Raw genomic sequence first — 15631 nt, forward strand, 5'->3', positions numbered from 1 at the left:
GCCGGTTACCGGGGGTTCGACGGGGCGTTCCCGCCGGGCCGTGCGCCTAGCCTCACGACATGGCGGCGATGGGGACGGCGACGTGGCGGGGCGAGCCCGCGCAGGCGTACGAGCGGTGGGCGGGCCTCGAGGTCCGCGCGGCGGACGGGCTGGAGGCGGCGCTGGAGCGCGCCGCGGCGGAGATCCACTCCGGGGAGGAGAACTCGCGGCGCGGCTCGCGGCGATCGACCTGCCGGAGGCGGTGCGGTTCGGCGCACCGTCGAGCACGGAACGGATACCTGCGCTCCCGAAGTCCGCCGCGCAGCGTGACCGGGAGAACCGCGAGCGCCTGGCCGCCGACCTGCGGAACGCGCCGCCGGGGGCGCGCCGCACGATGCTCGAGGCGATCGACGCGCGACTGCGCGAGTTGGGCCGCGGCGGCGAGACGGTGCAGCTCGTCGAGTACGACCCGTCGGCGTTCGGTGGCGACGGTGCCGTGGTGGTTGCGATCGGTGACCTGGATGCGGCCCGGAACATCGGCGTGATCGTTCCGGGGATGGGGACGACCGCCGCGTCGGTGGGCTCGGTGACCCGCGATGCCGCCCGGCTGCAGGCCGCCGCGCGCCGGGCCGATCCGCTCACCGCGACCGCGACGGTGGCGTGGATCGGGTACGACGCGCCGTCGGGCCGTGGTGCGGTCGCGCAGGTCCTCACCGGTGCCCATGCCCGGCGGGGCGCCGCCGAGCTGTGCGCCGACCTCGCGGACCTGGCGCGCATGCGGCCCGATGATCCACGGGTCGTGGTGTTCGGGCACAGCTACGGATCGACGACCGCGGCCACGGCGGGGGCCGGCGGGGCGCTGGCGGGCACTGTTGACGCGATGGTGCTGCTGGGCTCGCCGGGGGCCGGTCCGGTGCGCTCCGCGGCCGAACTGGGGATGCCCGTGCACGTCGCCCGGGATCCGGACGATCCCGTGCCGCTCGTCGGCCTCACCGACGGTGCCGCCCAGGAACTCCGGCGCCGGTTCGGCGTGGAGTTGGGGCTCGGAACGGATCCGGCGTCACCGTCGTTCGGGGCGGAGCGGATCGAGGCAGACGGTGCCGCCGGATTCGGGTTCGGTTCCCACTCGGGCTATTTCGCCGAGGGTTCGCGATCGCTGGAATCCTTCGCCAGGATCCTGACGGGGGCCGGCCATGCCCGCTGACGAGGCCGACCTTGCGGAGATCGCGGTCCTGGCGGCGCGGTGGGAGCACGCCGCCGGGGCACTCACTCGCGCCGCGGAGCAGTGGCGGTCGCGGGCCGGCCCGCCCGAGGTGACGGCGTTCGCCGAGCGTGCGGCCGCGACGCTCGCCGGTCATGCGGAGGTGGCGAGCGCCGCGGCGGAGCGGCTGCGGGACTACTGCACGGCGGTCCGCTCGGCCGACGACGACGGTGCCCGCAGCGTGCGGTGTGCGATCCAGGCGGCGGACAACATGAGCACCACGCCGATCGCGGACGTCACGGAGACGCCCGCGTCGAAGGCCTGACCGGCGGCCCGCACCAGGGCGTCGGCGGCATCGGCCGGGAGCTGCGAGGCGATGTGGTGCGCCCCGGCGAGGGTCTCGGACGCAGCGTCGGCCTGGGCACCGTCGAGCCCGGCGGGGAGCACGAGCTTGGCGGCGTACGCACCGGCCAGGATGGAGCCGAGGACGGCGGTGCCGAGCACGGAGCCCAGCTCGTACGCGGTCTCCGAGACCGCCGAGGCCGCGCCCGCCTTCTCAGCCGGTACCGACGAGACGATGAGGTCGTTCGACAGCGTCTCCGCGGCGCCGATGCCCACGCCGAGCATCGCGAACGCGATGAGCACGGCGATCGTCGACTCCGGCGAGGCGAAGGCCATGACCACGCCGTACGCGGCGGCGGAGACGAGCATGCCGCCCACCACCACGGTCGACGGGGCGATCCACCGCACGACCCGCACCACGTACAGGCCCGCGACCATCATCGTGATCAGCCCCGGGACCAGCGCCCAGCCGGCGTCCATCGGGCTCATGCCCACCACCAGTTGGAGGTGCTGGCTGACGAAGAACATGAAGCCGACCAGCGAGAACACGCTGAGCAGGTTCACCGCGACCGCGCCGGAGAAGCGACGGTCGGTGAACAGCCGCACGTCCAGCATCGGGTCCGGGCGGTTCAGCTGCCGGTGCAGGAACAGGGCCGTGGCCACCACGCCGACGGCCAGCGCCGACGCCACGACCACCAGGTCGCCGCCCTTCGCGAGCGTCTTCACGGCGTAGACGATCGGGGTCAGCGCGAGCAGCGAGAGCACGATCGACACCGGGTCGATGCGGCCCGGGTTCGGGTCACGCGACTCGGGCACGACGACCGGCGCGAGCACGAGCAGCGGGATCAGCACGGGCACGGCCATGAGGAAGACCGAGCCCCACCAGTAGTGCTCGAGCAGGAAGCCGCCCACGATGGGGCCGAGCGCGGCGCCCGCGGCGAAGCACGACGCCCACACCGCGATCGCCAGCCGCCGCTGCTGCGGGTCGGTGAAGATGTTGCGCAGCAACGAGAGCGTGGACGGCATCAGCATGGCGCCGAAGAAGCCGAGGCCCGCGCGGGCGGCGATCAGCGCACCCGCGGTGGGGGAGTAGGCCGCCACCACGGACATCGCGGCGAAGCCGGTGGCGCCGATCAGGAGCAGGCGGCGCCGCCCGAACCGGTCGCCGAGGCTGCCCATGGAGACCAGCAGGCCGGCGAGCACCAGCGGGTAGACGTCGATGATCCACAGCTGCTGCGCGGCGGACGGCGCCAGCGTGGCGGCGATCGAGGGGAGCGCGAAGCCGAGCACGGTCCCGTCGATCGAGACCAGCAGAACGGGGAGCATCAGGACCGCGAGCGCACCCCAATCGCGCACCGTGGCGCGCGCGGACGACGCGGTCGTGGTGGAGAGCATGGTGGTCATGGCGGCACTTCCTGAGTGTCGTGGGTTCGAGTTCATCGTTACTGTACCATCTGGACGGTATAGAAACGAGAGGCGTCGATCACCCTCCGCGCCCGGCCACCCCCTACGATGCGAGATGTGCCGCCCCCTCCCGCCGCCCGCGCCAAGCTGCTCGACGCCTTCGTGAAGATCCTCATCGAGCACGGCGAACGCGCCGCGACGCTGGAGGCCGTCGCCGCGGAGGCCCGGGTCAGCAAGGGCGGGCTGCTCTACCACTTCGGCTCGAAGAAGGCCCTGGTCGACGGGCTGTGCGACTGGCTGGACGAGCTCGTCGCCGCCGATGTGGAGCTGATGGCCGCCGCGCCCGAAGGGGCCGTGGAGTACTACGTGCGCACGTCGAACTACGACGACTCGCAGCTCGACCGCGCGATCGTCGCGGTGATGCGGCTGAGCCAGGCCGCCAACGACCGCGCCGAGCGCGCGATCCGCACGATGCAGGACCGTTTCCTCGCTACCGTGCAGGAGCAGGTGCCCGACGAGGCCACCGCACGCGCGGTCCTCCTCCTCGGCGACGGCCTCTACTACGACGCCGCCCTCAGCGGTGGGCGCCGACGCGCCACCGACGAGCAGATGGCAGGCCTGCTGGCCGTCGTCGCCCGCATGGTCGACGGGGCCCTGACGGCGGACCGTCGGGCCGCGTTGGCCGACCGGTCCGCGCGGACGGCGGATCAGCGTGCGGCGGGGGTCCCGTCCTCGACGGGGTCCCACACGTCGCCCGGGAGGTCGCCGGGGAGGTTCGGATTGCCGCGCCCGACGAACCGCTCGTCCACGCCGCGCTTGGTCATGGCGTCGTAGTCGCGCAGTGCGCCGAAGGCCCACTTGCCGAGCAGCGCGATCGCGACCAGGTTCACCGCGGCCATGAACGCCATCGCGACGTCGGCGAGCATCCAGACGGTGTCCAGTTCGGCGAGGGTGCCGAAGCCGACGGCGGCGAGGACCAGGGTCTGCAGGATGCGCAGCCTCTGCCCGTGCAGGCCGAGGAAGTTGAGGTTGATCTCGGCGTAGGAGTAGTTGCCGATGATCGACGAGAAGGCGAAGACGAAGACCAGCAGGGTCATCGGCACCGTGGTCCAGGCGCCCAGGACGGCGGAGACGGAGTCCTGGGTGAGAACGGCGCCGCCGGACTCCGGCTCGCTACCGGGCGTGTAGATCCCGGAGACGAGCACGATGAACGCGGTTGCGGTGCACACGATGATGGTGTCGACGAAGACGCCGAACGACTGGATCAGTCCCTGCTTCACGGGATGCGAGACGGTGGCGGTCGCCGCGGTGTTCGGCGCGCTGCCCATGCCGGCCTCGTTGGAGAACAGGCCGCGCTTGACGCCGTTGAGCAAGGCGGCCAGGATGCCGCCCGCGGTGCCGGCGAGCGCCTCGTCGAGCCCGAACGCGCCGGCGACGATCTGCCGGATGACCTCCGGGAAGGCGGTGATGTTGAGCGCCACGATCACCAGCGCGAGGCCCACGTAGATCAGCGCCATGACGGGCAGGATCACCTCGGCGACCTTCGCGATGCGGCGCACGCCGCCGTAGAGAATGGGCGCGGTGATCACCATGAGCCCCACGGCGATCCATGCCGTGTCGATGTGGAAGGTCGCGGAGAGCGATCCGCCGATCGTGTTCGCCTGCACCATGTTGAAGGCGAAGCCGAAGGCGAAGATCAGCAGCACGGCGAACACCATGCCCCAGCGGCGGGAGCCGAGGCCCTGCTGGATGTAGTACGCCGGCCCGCCGCGGAAGCTGCCGTCGGCGTTGCGGACCTTGAACAACTGCGCCAGCGTCGCCTCCACGAACGCCGTCGCCATGCCGACGAGCGCCACGACCCACATCCAGAACACCGCACCCGGCCCGCCGAGCACGAGCGCCACGCTCACGCCGGCGATGTTGCCCGTTCCCACACGGGAGGCGAGGCCCACGCAGAAGGCCTGGAACGACGAGATGCCGCCCTCGGCGTCCGAGCGGGACGAGCCGATCGCACGGATCATCTTGGGCAGCAGGCGGACCTGGACGAACCGGGTGCGGATCGTCATGTAGGCGCCGACGCCCAGCAGCAGTGGGATCAGCACGTTGTACAGGTTCGTGCTGAGCCAGGCGATGGCCGTGTTGACGTGGTCGAAGAGCGAGGTCATCGGTTCCTCTCGTGGAGCGTGCGGTGCCACGATGGTTTCATGCGCGCGACGAAGGCACCGTCGAACCGCCCCGACGGGAGCCGAGCGCCGGTACGCACGGCTAATTGAGTTGAGTTCAGTAGGGTCTTTACGGTGCCTAACCTGCGGGGTAGCGTAGGGCCATGCCATCGATCTTCATCTCCGGCGGTGCCTCGGGCATCGGCCGGGCCACTGCCCTGCGTTTCCTCTCCGAGGGATGGACGGTGGGCGTCTACGACGTCGACGCCGCCGCGCTGGAGGAGCTGAAGTCCGAGCACCCCGAGATCGTGACCGGTGCGCTGGACGTGACCGACTACGACCAGTGGGAGGCCGCGCTCGCCGATTTCACACAGCACACGGGCGGCGGCCTGACGGTGCTCGACAACAACGCGGGCGTGTTGTTCGGCGGCGACCTCGACGAGATCACGCCGCAGCAGATCAAGCTGCAGATCGACATCGACGCCCTCGGCGTCACCTACGGCGCGAAGGCGGCGCTGCCCTACCTGAAGAACCAGCCGGGCGCGCACCTGGTGAACATCAGCTCGGCGTCGGCGATCTACGGCCAGCCGGGCATCGCCACGTACAGCGCCGCCAAGTTCTACGTCTCCGGCTTCACCGAGGCGCTGGAGCTGGAGTGGGAGAAGCACGGGATCCGCGTCGTCGCGATCTGGCCGCTGTGGGCGAAGACGGCGCTCGCCGAGACCGACGCGAAGAGCACGCGCACCCTGGGCGTGAACATCACGCCCGAGGAGGTCGCCGAGCAGGTGTGGAACTCCGTGCACCCGGGGATCCGCGTCCCGTTCCTGCCCCGGATCCACTATTCCGTCGGAACCCTGACCACGCTGCTGTCCAATTCGAGTAAGTTCGCCCCGAGGTCGGTCGTGCGGCTGATCAACCAGTTCACCAGCCAGTAGCCACCGCCGGCTGCATTTCCCATCCGAGAAGGAGTCTCCACCACCGTGATTGCGACCACCATGCAGGACGGCGAGCTGACGATCGCCAGCCTCGTCGAGTACAGCCGTCGGGTCTTCCCCGAGGCCAAGATCACCACGTGGACCGGTGAGGGCCTGCGCGATCTGACCTTCGCCGAGGTCGGCGACAAGGCCGCCCAGCTGGCCCACGCCCTAACCAAGCTGGGCGTGCAGCGGGGCGATCGTGTGGCGACGTTCATGTGGAACAACAACGAGCACCAGGTGGCGTACGCGGGCGTGCCCGCGATGGGCGCCGTGCTGCACACGCTGAACCTGCGCCTCTCCCCGGAGCAGGCCGTGTTCATCATCAATCAGGCCGATGACAAGGTGATCCTGGTCGACGCCACCGTCGCGCCGCTGCTCGGGAAGTACCTGGCCTCGACCCCGAACGTGCAGCACGTCATCGTCGCGAACGGGCCGAAGGAGGCGCTGGAGGCGCCCGAGAGCATCACGGTGCACTCCTTCGACGAGCTGATCGCCGACGAGCCGACCACCTTCGCGTGGCCCGAGATCTCGGAGCGGGACGCGGCCGTCATGTGCTACACCTCGGGCACCACGGGCGACCCCAAGGGCGTCGTCTACAGCCACCGCAGCATCTGGCTGCACTCGATGCAGGTGAACTCGAGCTCCGGCATGGCGCTCGGCAACGCCGATTCGGTGCTCGCGATCGTGCCGATGTTCCACGTCATGTCGTGGGGCCTGCCCTACGCCGCGATGATGGGCGGCATCACGCTGATCATGCCCGACCGCTTCCTGCAGCCCGAGCCGCTGCTGCAGATCCTCGACGCCACGAAGGCCACCTTCGCCGCCGCCGTGCCCACCATCTGGGCCGGCGTCGCCGCGCAGCTCGCCGCGAAGCCGCAGGACATCTCGCACCTGCGCGAGGTCGTCGTCGGCGGCGCCGCCGTGCCCCCGTCGATGATCCGCACCTTCGATGCGCTCGGTACCCGCATCGTTCACGCCTGGGGCATGACCGAGACGTCCCCGCTGGGCTCGGTCTCCCGGCCTCCGTTCGGCATCGAGGACGAGGCCGAGGAGTTCGCGTACCGCGTCACGCAGGGACGCTTCCCCGCGTCGGTGCAGGCACGCCTCATCGACGACGAGGGCAACGAGCAGCCCTGGGACGGCGAGGCTTCCGGCGAGCTCGAAGTGCGCGGTCCCTGGATCACCGGCTCCTATTACTCGCCCGAGGGCAACGTCTCCGACGAGTCCAAGTTCCACGACGGCTGGCTACGCACCGGCGACGTCGCGTCGATCAGCCCGGACGGCTTCATGACCATCCGCGACCGCACCAAGGACATGATCAAGACCGGCGGCGAGTGGATCAGCTCCGTCGAGCTGGAGAACACGGTCATGAGCAACCCGACCATCGCCGAGGCCGCCGTGGTGGCCGTGCCCGACGAGAAGTGGGACGAGCGTCCCTTCGTGCTCGCCGTGGTCAAGGACCCCGCCGACGCCGACGCCGAGAAGCAGCGCGCCTTCCTGACGGACCTGCTGCCCAAGTGGCAGATCCCCGAGCGCTGGGCCTTCGTCGCCGAGGTGCCGAAGACCTCGGTCGGCAAGTTCGACAAGAAGCTCATCCGCGCCGAGTACGCCGACGGCACCTACACGGTGATCGACTCCCGCGGCTGACGCCACCGACGACGGGGCCGCCGCAGCCGGAAGGCTGCGGCGGCCTTGTCTTTTGCCGCGATTCTTACGATTCCGTGAGGTATGCGGACGACCCTCGCCTGCGTCGCCGCCGCGTGCCACGCTGGATCCATGACCGAGGAGACCGCGAGCCCTGCTGAGCGCCGCCCGCCGGGATGGGCCGCCGCGCTGGCGGGCGTCCTCGCCGGCGCCGCCGGGTTGGCCGTGGCGGAGATCGTCGCAGCCGTCGTCGCGCCGGGAGCCAGCACGCTGTTCGCGGGCGGGGCGGCGGTCATCGACGCCGCGCCGCCGTGGCTCAAGGACTTCGCCGTCGAGTCCTTCGGCACCGCCGACAAGGCGGTCCTTCTCGGCTCGATGGGCGTCGTCCTCGCCCTGGGTGCCGCAGCCGCGGGCCTGCTCGAACTGCGCCGCCCGCCCTGGGGTGCTGCTCTGCTCGGCGCCGTCGGGATCGTCGGCGCGCTGATCGCGATCCTGCGCCCGGACGCCACGGCGATGTGGGCGGTCCCGAGTCTCGTCGGCGTCGCCGCGGCGATCCTCGTCCTGCGCCTGGCGATCCGCCGCCTCCGTCCCGCCCCCGGGGCCCGGGAGGAGGCCGCCGGGATGGACCGGCGCGGCTTCCTCCTCGTCGCGGGCGCAGCCGCCGGGACGACGGTGCTGGCCCTCGCCGGCGCCCGCCTGCTCTCGGCGGGCGCGACGGCGGTGAAGGCGGCGCGGGAGACGCTCCGCCTGCCCGTACCGCGGACCGTCGCGCCACCGGCCCCGGCGGACCCGCCCATCGCCGGGCTCACCCCCTACGTCACGCCCGCGGCGGACTTCTACCGCATCGACACCGCCCTGCGCGTGCCGCAGCTCGACCCGGCGGACTGGTCCCTGCAGGTGCACGGCATGGTCGACGCGCCGTTCACCCTCACCTGGGACGAACTCCTCGCCCTGCCGCTGGAGGAGCACTACGCCACGCTCGCGTGCGTCAGCAACGAGGTGGGTGGCGATCTCATCGGCAACGCGATCTGGCTCGGCTACCCGATCCGGGTACTGCTGGAGCGGGCCCGCCCGCGGACGGGCGCCGACATGGTGCTCTCGCGCAGCAGCGACGGCTTCACTGCGGGCACGCCCCTGGACGTACTGCGGGATCCCGCCCGCGCGTCGCTACTCGCGATCGGCATGAACGGCGAGCCGCTGCCCGTGATCCACGGCTTCCCCGCCCGGCTGGTGGTTCCGGGCCTGTACGGGTACGTCTCGGCGACCAAGTGGGTCACCTCGCTCAAAGTCACGACCTTCGCGGAGGATCAGGGCTACTGGACGCCGCGAGGCTGGTCGGCCCTCGGGCCGGTGAAGGTCTCCTCGCGCATCGATGTCCCGCGCGGCTCCGTCTCCGCCGGGGCGGTAACGGTGGCCGGGGTCGCCTGGGCGCAGCACACCGGCATCGGTGGCGTCGAGGTCCGCGCCGACTCCGGCGACTGGGTGCCAGCCCGGCTCGCCGAGACCATCGGCCCCGACACTTGGCGGCAGTGGAGCGTCTCCTCCCGCTCGACCGCGGCGAGCACACCCTCGAGGTGCGCGCCACCGACGCGCACGGGACGGTCCAGACCGACGCGACTGCGCCGCCCGCTCCCGACGGTGCCACCGGCTGGCACCGCGTCGTCGTCACCGCGCGGTGACGGCGCGGAATCCTCAGTCTCCCAGGGGCTTCACCGCACACAGGCGGGACGGGTCCTCCATCACCACGCGCACGCCGTAGCCCACGTCGGAGGCCAGCTGGGTCAGCAGGTAGGCCGCCACCGTCGAGATGCGGGTGACGTCGGTGAGGTCGAGGACGATCGTGCTGCCGCTCTGCGCGCGGCCGAGGCTCAGTGCCTCGTGCACGACCTCCTCCACGGCGACGAAGTCGACCTCGCCACGCAGGCGCAGCACCGTCCGGCCCGACGACGGGTCGGTGGTGACGGAGGCGACCGCGCTCACCGGCGTGATCGACCGGTTGAGGATGTGCAGGCCGAACTCGCTGCTCATCCGCTGCAGCACGGCCACGCCGCGGCTGGAGTTGCCGGCCTCGTCGAGCGGCGGGCTGAACACGCAGATGCCGTACTCGCCCGGCGTCGCGGCCACGATGCCGCCGCCCACGCCCGACTTCGCGGGGATCCCCACGGACACCATCCACGCGCCCGACCGGTCGTACATGCCGCACCCCGTCATCACGGAGAGCGTGTGCCGCGCGACCGCCGCGCTCACCACCCGCTCGCCGGTGACGGGGTTGACTCCGCCGTTGGCGAGGGTGCCGCCCATCACCGCCACGTCGTGCGCGTCCACCAGGAGCGAGCACTGCCGGAAGTACGGGTCGAGCGCGTCTTCGATGGGGACGCGCAGCGCGTCGGTCGAGCGGGCGAGCGCGGCGAGGGCGAGGTTGCGGAAGCCGGTCTCCGACTCCGAGCGGTAGACGGCCTCGTCGAGCTCGAGATCGCGGCCGGCGAAGCGCGACAACCCGTCCCGGATCACGGCGAAGCGGTCGGCACCGTCGGCCCCCGGGATCAGCGACGTCGAGACGATCGCGCCCGCGTTGATGAGCGGGTTCTCGGGCCGGCCCGACGGGTCGAAGCTGATGCCGTTGAACGCCTCGCCGCTGGGCTCGACCCCGATCCGTTCGCTCACGGCCGCCACGCCCAGGGCCTCGAGCGCGAGCGCGTAGACGAAGGGCTTGCTCATCGACTGGATGGTGAACGGAACGCGGTAGTCGCCGGCGCCGTAGCTGTGCCCGTGCACCGATACCGACGCCACGCCGAAGGCCTCCGGATCGGCAGTCGCCAGCTGGGGGATGTAGTCGGCGACGGCGCCCGGATGATCCTCGCGGCGCACGTCGTCGAGGACGCGGGCCATCGCCGCGTTGACGGGGTTGTCGGTGAACCCGGTGAGGCCGCCGGGCTGTCGGTCCGTGCTCGTCTCACTCATACCGCCAAGCTATCCGACGGTGACCGGGCGTGCCGGGGCCGTCCGAAGCCGACGAGAGGAGGCGCGACGCGGCGAGTATCGTTGCAGTCACCGTGACGTGACCAGGTGAGCAGCGCATACCCGCGGATATCGCCAGTGAAGCATTGCCGCAGACATTTCTTGGAGTACAGCTATGACGAACACGCTGCCCGACGGCCGGGCACTCGACGACGCCGTCGCCGCAGGGACCCGCGCCTACGAGCTCGATCGCGCCCACGTCTTCCACTCGTGGTCGGCGCAGGCGCAGATCACCCCGATGACGATCCTCGCCTCCGAGGGCTCGTACGTGTGGGACGGCGAGGGGCGCAAGCTCCTCGACTTCAGCTCGCAGATGGTCAACACCAATATCGGCCACCAGCACCCGAAGGTCGTCGCGGCCATCGCGGAGCAGGCCGCGAAGATCTGCACCATCGCGCCCCAGCACGTCAACGAATCCCGCAGCGAGGCCGCGCGGCTCATCGCCGAGCGCACCCCGGGCGACCTGGACAAGGTCTTCTTCACCAACGGCGGCGCCGATGCCGTGGAGCACGCCATCCGCATGGCGCGCGTCCACACCGGCCGCCGCAAGGTGCTCAGCCGCTACCGCAGCTACCACGGCGGCACCGAGTTGGCGATCAACGTCACCGGCGACACCCGCCGGTTCGCGAGCGACTTCGGCGGCGAGTCCGTCGCCCACTTCGACGGCCCCTTCCTCTACCGCAGCTCCTTCTACGCGGAGACCGAGGAGCAGGAGAGCCAGCGCGCGCTCGAGCACCTGGAGCGCACCATCGTGCTCGAGGGCCCGAACACCATCGCCGCGATCATCCTCGAGTCGATCCCCGGCACGCCCGGCATCATGGTGCCGCCGCCCGGCTACATGGCCGGCGTCCGCGAGCTGTGCACGAAGTACGGGATCGTCATGATCGCCGACGAGGTCATGGCAGGCTTCGGCCGTACCGGCAAGTGGTTCGCCATCGAGCACGGCGCCACCGCCGCCGGCCCCGTCGTGCCCGACCTGCTGACCTTCGCCAAGGGCGTGAACAGCGGCTACGTTCCCCTCGGCGGCGTCGCCATCGGCGCCGAGATCGCCGCCACCTTCGCCGACAAGCCCTACCCGGGCGGCCTCACCTACTCGGGTCATCCGCTCGCCACCGCGTCCGCGGTCGCGACCATCAATGCCATGGCCGAGGAGGGCATGGTCGAGAACGCCGCGACGATCGGCGACGAGATCATCCGGCCGACCCTCGAGGGCTTCAAGGCGAAGCACCCGTCGGTCGGCGACGTCCGCGGCGAGGGTGTCTTCTTCGCGATCGAGCTGGTCCGCGACAAGGAGACCCGCGAGCCGCTGGCGCCCTACGGCGGCAGCAGCCCCGCGATGAACGAGACCGTCGCCGCGCTGAAGAAGGGCGGCCTGCTGCCCTTCGCCAACTACAACCGCATCCACGTCGTGCCGCCGTGCAACGTCTCCGCCGAGGAGGCCCGCGAGGGTCTGGCGATCATCGACGAGGCGCTGAACGTCGCGGACGCGCACACCGTCTGACCCCCGAAGAAGCCAGGAGCCCGACATGCCCGCTCTCAAGCCCGTCCTTCCCGCCGAACTGCAGGCCGGTCGTCCCGGCGTGTACGAGTTCTCGGTGCGCTCCGCGCGCCCGGTCTCCTGGGTGTGGGGTGAGCTGACCTCGGACCGTCCGCTGCACTGGTGCAAGGGGATCCGCAAGATCGAGTGGACCAGCCCGCGGCCCTTCGCCGCCGGCTCCACCCGCCGGGTGCACCTCGGCCCCGGCGTCAGCGCCGACGAGCTCTTCTACTCCTGGGAGGAGTCGGAGACGCTGTGCGAGAAGGCCTTCTACGTGCAGTCCGCCACCGCGCCGGGGCTAGCGCGGCTCGCGGAGAAGTACCGCGTGGAGGCGCACACCGAGGGCGGTTCGGTCTTCACGTGGACGTTGCTGATCGAGCCGATCGGCGGCGACCGCGTGATCGGTCTCAGCGGCTTCCCCGCCGGCCTCATCGTGAAGTGGCTCCAGCGCGACACCGAGCGGTACCTCGGCTCCGCGTAGTCAGGCCCGGACCGGCTCCAGCCCCTCGGGCAGATCGTGATCGCCTGCCGCGCAGTCGCACTGCGCGGCAGGGTCGGTGGCGGTGATGGTGGCCGTCAGCGCGTCGATCAGGCGCGGGAGGTTCGCGCGGAACTGTGCCAGCACGTCCGCCGTGTGCACGCCCTCACCGGCCTCGATCCCCGCATCCAGGTCGGTGACCAGGGCGATCGACGCATAGCAGAGTTTGAGCTCGCGGGCCAGGGTCGCCTCGGGTAGGCCGGTCATGTTCACCAGGTCCCAGCCCTGCGCTGCGTACCAACGGCTTTCGGCGCGGGTGGAGAACCGCGGCCCCTCGATCACCACCATCGTCCCGGCGTCGCGGTCGGCGCCCGGGGCCGCCGACGCACGCAGTGTCGGGCAATAGGGATCGGCGAAACTCACGTGCACGCCGCCGGCGTCGAAGAACGTCGACGTCCGTCCCGACGTCCGGTCCACGAGCTGGTCCGGCACCACGATGGAACCGGGGCCGAGGGCACCGTCGAGGCTGCCGACCGCGCACGGCGCGAGCACCTTCCGCGCCCCGATCCGCCGCAGCGCCCACAGGTTCGCGCGGTAGGGCACGGTGTGTGGGGAGTACTCGTGCCGCAGACCGTGCCGGGGGAGGAAGGCCACCTCGCGCCCGGCGACGTGGCCCACGGTGATCGGGGCGCTCGTCGGCCCGTACGGCGTGTCGACGGTGCGCTCCTCGCCGCCCGGCAGGAACCGGTACAGTCCGGTCCCGCCGATCACTCCGATCATCGCGCCGCCAGTCGTCCGCGGACGGCGGCGGCGACCTCGTCCGGGCGCGGGACGCCGAAGAAGTGCTCGGAGCCGTCGCCGAGGGTCACGCACAGCCGCTCGCGGCTGCGCCGCAGGATCCCGCCGGTCACCTCGGTGACGCCGGCACCCGCGATGTGCTTGAGCTGCACCGCAAACGGGGTGCCCTGTACCCGGGCGGCGACCCCGCGGGGCGGAACTTCAGGTGGGTCGGGGTCAGTTCGAGGTGCCCGCGCACCGCGCCCTTGCCGAGGTACCGGGCCGCCGGCCAGCTCATGTCGCTCACCCCGACACAATAGGTGGAATCAGGTGTCAGTTTCGCGGTAGCATCAGCTATCCGTTTACGTGATCGTGGGGGTTGAGATGCCGTATCTCGGTCTGGTTGTGATGCTGCTGTGGGTGGCGGCGCTGATCGACGTCATCGTCTCGGATGAGTACCGCATCCGACACCTGCCCAAAGTGGGGTGGCTGATCATCGTCATCCTGGTCCCGCTGGCGGGCTCGCTCATCTGGTTCCTGGTGGGCCGGCCGGTCGGGGCGACCAGCAGCGTACCGTCGCGCACCACGGGGTTCCCCGAATACGAGCGCCCGGGCAGGCACCTGGCCCAGTATCCGGACGACGATGACGAGTTCCTGCGGCAGTGCCGGGCGCGCGCCGAGGAGCAGCGTCGCCGTGCCAAGGGACTCGACGCGCGCAATCCTGCGGACTCGCCCGAGGGCGAGGACTGAACGGCACCGCACCGCGCGGGCTGGGCGGCACCCACCTCACCTCCCTCGCGGTGCTCCGGGCGAACCTCGGCTCCACACTGGGGTCGCGGCCGTGCTCATCAGCACGATCGCGGGGCTCGGGGTGCTCGCGCGGCTGCCTCTCATCCCGGATCCGCGCTGGACTCCGTCGGTCGACCTGGAAAGCCTGCAGGTCGTCGTGACCCTCGGCCTGTACCCCGCGGGCACGTTCCTGGTGACGATCGTCTGGCTGCTGGTCAGCATCGTTGTGACGGCGATCGGGTCCGTCGTCGCGGTCCGGCACCTCGCGGGAGTGCGGACCCCGCTGGGATTGGCCTGGCGGCAGTCGAAGCCGCGCCTGATGGCGGCCTTCGGCCTCGGGGTCCTCGACGCCGGGGTGATCCTCGCGCCGATCATCACCGCCGCTGCGGCGCGATCGCGCTCGCAGTGCGCGCCGGGCCGGAGTCCGCGCGCCTGACGACCACGGTGCTGTTCGGGCTCGCCGCGGTGGCTGTGCTCCCGACCCTGGTGATCGCCGGCGATCGGCTGGGTGGTGGGGCGGGTCGCGGTCCACCCGGGATCCGGTTCCAGGAGGGATCGCATCGGTGGTGCGAAGCGTGGAGCCGATGACGGGAATCGAACCCGCGCTACCTGCTTGGGAAGCAGGAGTTCTACCATTGAACTACATCGGCAGTCGTGGCACCGTCATCGACGGCGTCGCGTGTACCGGCAACACTAGCACGGGCACCGTCGGGGCCGACGGGCCGTCACCACTGCTCGAAACTCTGGACGGATACGAAGAAGCCGTGCTCGCCGCGTCGGCAGGTCACGCCGCGCGTTTCGGAGACGCACGTCATGCCTCCCGCAGTCACGCTGTGCCCGTACTGCAGGGTCTTCTGCCCGGGGATCACCATGAAGAACACACCCTGGTTGAAGCACGACGGCTCGAAGACACCGCCGTTCACGGAGACGTACCCCTTCGACAATTGATCGCGCGGCATCGAGCCGTGGTCGCAGTCCGCGCCGGGCGGGACAACGGTGGTCGTGAAGACCTGACAGCCCACCGTTCCGGAATCGAGGCCGCAGGCGATGTTGCGGCTCGGCGTGAAGAAGTAGACCCCGTGCCCGTTGCTCGGCCGGTACTGACCGGCCTGGTCCGCCACGATCGGGGACTGCGGGGACGCCGAACTCAGGGGAGCGACGGTGCCCGGGGCAGTCGCGGGCACCGACTCCGTCGTCCCGGACGCCGTGACCGGCGCCGTGACGGTGACGGTCGGCGGACCGTCGGACCCGGAACCGCATGCCGAGAGGGCGAGCGCGAGGGCGGCGGGGAGCACGATCAGTGCGGGCTTCATGCTCTGTGGT

14 protein-coding genes, 1 tRNA gene and 2 pseudogenes are annotated in these 15631 nt (G+C 71.1%); 10 read left to right on the forward strand and 7 right to left on the reverse strand.

Annotated features, from left to right (window positions below; all coding sequences use genetic code 11):
- Positions 1-115 precede the first annotated feature (115 nt).
- The gene (locus MTP03_RS01520) at positions 116-1183 is read left to right on the forward strand and encodes an alpha/beta hydrolase (protein WP_248490269.1); all 1068 of its coding nucleotides are present in this window, start codon (positions 116-118) and stop codon (positions 1181-1183) included.
- Positions 1184-1375: 192 nt separating this feature from the next.
- On the opposite strand, the gene MTP03_RS01525 is transcribed toward MTP03_RS01520, so the two are convergent.
- On the reverse strand, positions 1376-2926 hold the full coding sequence (locus tag MTP03_RS01525) for an MFS transporter (RefSeq protein ID WP_248490270.1): 1551 nt from the start codon (positions 2924-2926) through the stop codon (positions 1376-1378).
- A 108-nt stretch (positions 2927-3034) separates the two neighbouring features.
- Between MTP03_RS01525 and MTP03_RS01530 the strand changes: the two are divergent.
- Positions 3035-3196 (forward strand): annotated as a pseudogene (locus tag MTP03_RS01530) (TetR/AcrR family transcriptional regulator); the annotation flags it as partial.
- A gap of 437 nt (positions 3197-3633) precedes the next feature.
- Here the strand turns inward: MTP03_RS01530 and MTP03_RS01535 are convergent.
- On the reverse strand, positions 3634-5091 hold the full coding sequence (locus MTP03_RS01535; protein ID WP_248490271.1) for a sodium:alanine symporter family protein: 1458 nt from the start codon (positions 5089-5091) through the stop codon (positions 3634-3636).
- A 161-nt stretch (positions 5092-5252) separates the two neighbouring features.
- On the opposite strand from MTP03_RS01535, the gene MTP03_RS01540 reads away from it, so the two are divergent.
- The 4 genes and pseudogenes from MTP03_RS01540 (at position 5253) to MTP03_RS23060 (ending at position 9388) form a co-directional block, all read left to right on the forward strand.
- Positions 5253-6023, forward strand: coding sequence for an SDR family oxidoreductase (locus tag MTP03_RS01540; RefSeq protein ID WP_248490272.1), 771 nt, complete (start codon positions 5253-5255; stop codon positions 6021-6023).
- 45 nt (positions 6024-6068) lie between these two features.
- Positions 6069-7712 (forward strand): long-chain fatty acid--CoA ligase, encoded by a 1644-nt coding sequence (locus MTP03_RS01545; RefSeq protein ID WP_248490273.1) that lies wholly within the window; start codon positions 6069-6071, stop codon positions 7710-7712.
- A gap of 903 nt (positions 7713-8615) precedes the next feature.
- Positions 8616-8969 (forward strand): annotated as a pseudogene (locus MTP03_RS23055) (molybdopterin-dependent oxidoreductase); the annotation flags it as partial.
- 269 nt (positions 8970-9238) lie between these two features.
- Positions 9239-9388 carry a hypothetical protein gene (locus MTP03_RS23060; protein WP_305852779.1) on the forward strand — a complete coding sequence of 50 codons (150 nt, stop codon included), beginning with the start codon at positions 9239-9241 and terminating at the stop codon, positions 9386-9388.
- A 13-nt stretch (positions 9389-9401) separates the two neighbouring features.
- Here MTP03_RS23060 and glsA read toward each other — a convergent pair whose 3' ends face one another.
- Entirely contained in the window at positions 9402-10670 is a 1269-nt protein-coding gene (gene glsA, locus MTP03_RS01555; protein ID WP_248490274.1) for a glutaminase A, read from the reverse strand.
- Positions 10671-10842: 172 nt separating this feature from the next.
- Between glsA and MTP03_RS01560 the strand changes: the two genes are divergently transcribed.
- Both MTP03_RS01560 and MTP03_RS01565 read left to right on the forward strand, forming a co-directional pair.
- Complete coding sequence (locus tag MTP03_RS01560) at positions 10843-12228, forward strand: aspartate aminotransferase family protein (RefSeq protein WP_248490275.1); 1386 nt, start codon at positions 10843-10845, stop codon at positions 12226-12228.
- 25 nt (positions 12229-12253) lie between these two features.
- Complete coding sequence (locus MTP03_RS01565) at positions 12254-12745, forward strand: SRPBCC family protein (protein ID WP_248490276.1); 492 nt, start codon at positions 12254-12256, stop codon at positions 12743-12745.
- Here the strand turns inward: MTP03_RS01565 and MTP03_RS01570 are convergent, their stop codons facing one another.
- Positions 12746-13522: an S-methyl-5'-thioadenosine phosphorylase gene (locus MTP03_RS01570; protein WP_248490277.1), complete on the reverse strand. Its 777-nt coding sequence runs from the start codon at positions 13520-13522 to the stop codon at positions 12746-12748.
- Positions 13519-13692, reverse strand: coding sequence for a hypothetical protein (locus MTP03_RS01575; protein WP_248490278.1), 174 nt, complete (start codon positions 13690-13692; stop codon positions 13519-13521). Before MTP03_RS01575 ends, MTP03_RS01570 begins: the two co-directional genes overlap by 4 nt.
- A gap of 211 nt (positions 13693-13903) precedes the next feature.
- Between MTP03_RS01575 and MTP03_RS01580 the strand changes: the two genes are divergently transcribed.
- The gene (locus MTP03_RS01580; protein ID WP_248490279.1) at positions 13904-14269 is read left to right on the forward strand and encodes a PLD nuclease N-terminal domain-containing protein; all 366 of its coding nucleotides are present in this window, start codon (positions 13904-13906) and stop codon (positions 14267-14269) included.
- A 91-nt stretch (positions 14270-14360) separates the two neighbouring features.
- A complete protein-coding gene (locus tag MTP03_RS01585) occupies positions 14361-14744 on the forward strand; it encodes a hypothetical protein (protein WP_248490280.1) in 384 nt (127 codons plus the stop codon).
- Positions 14745-14884: 140 nt separating this feature from the next.
- Here the strand turns inward: MTP03_RS01585 and MTP03_RS01590 are convergent.
- A tRNA-Gly gene (locus MTP03_RS01590) sits at positions 14885-14958 on the reverse strand.
- Between the two features lie 75 nt (positions 14959-15033).
- A complete protein-coding gene (locus MTP03_RS01595; protein WP_248490281.1) occupies positions 15034-15621 on the reverse strand; it encodes a hypothetical protein in 588 nt (195 codons plus the stop codon).
- Between the last annotated feature and the right edge of the window lie 10 nt (positions 15622-15631).

It is taken from the genome of Tsukamurella sp. PLM1 (assembly GCF_023168325.1).
GTDB lineage: Bacteria > Actinomycetota > Actinomycetes > Mycobacteriales > Mycobacteriaceae > Tsukamurella.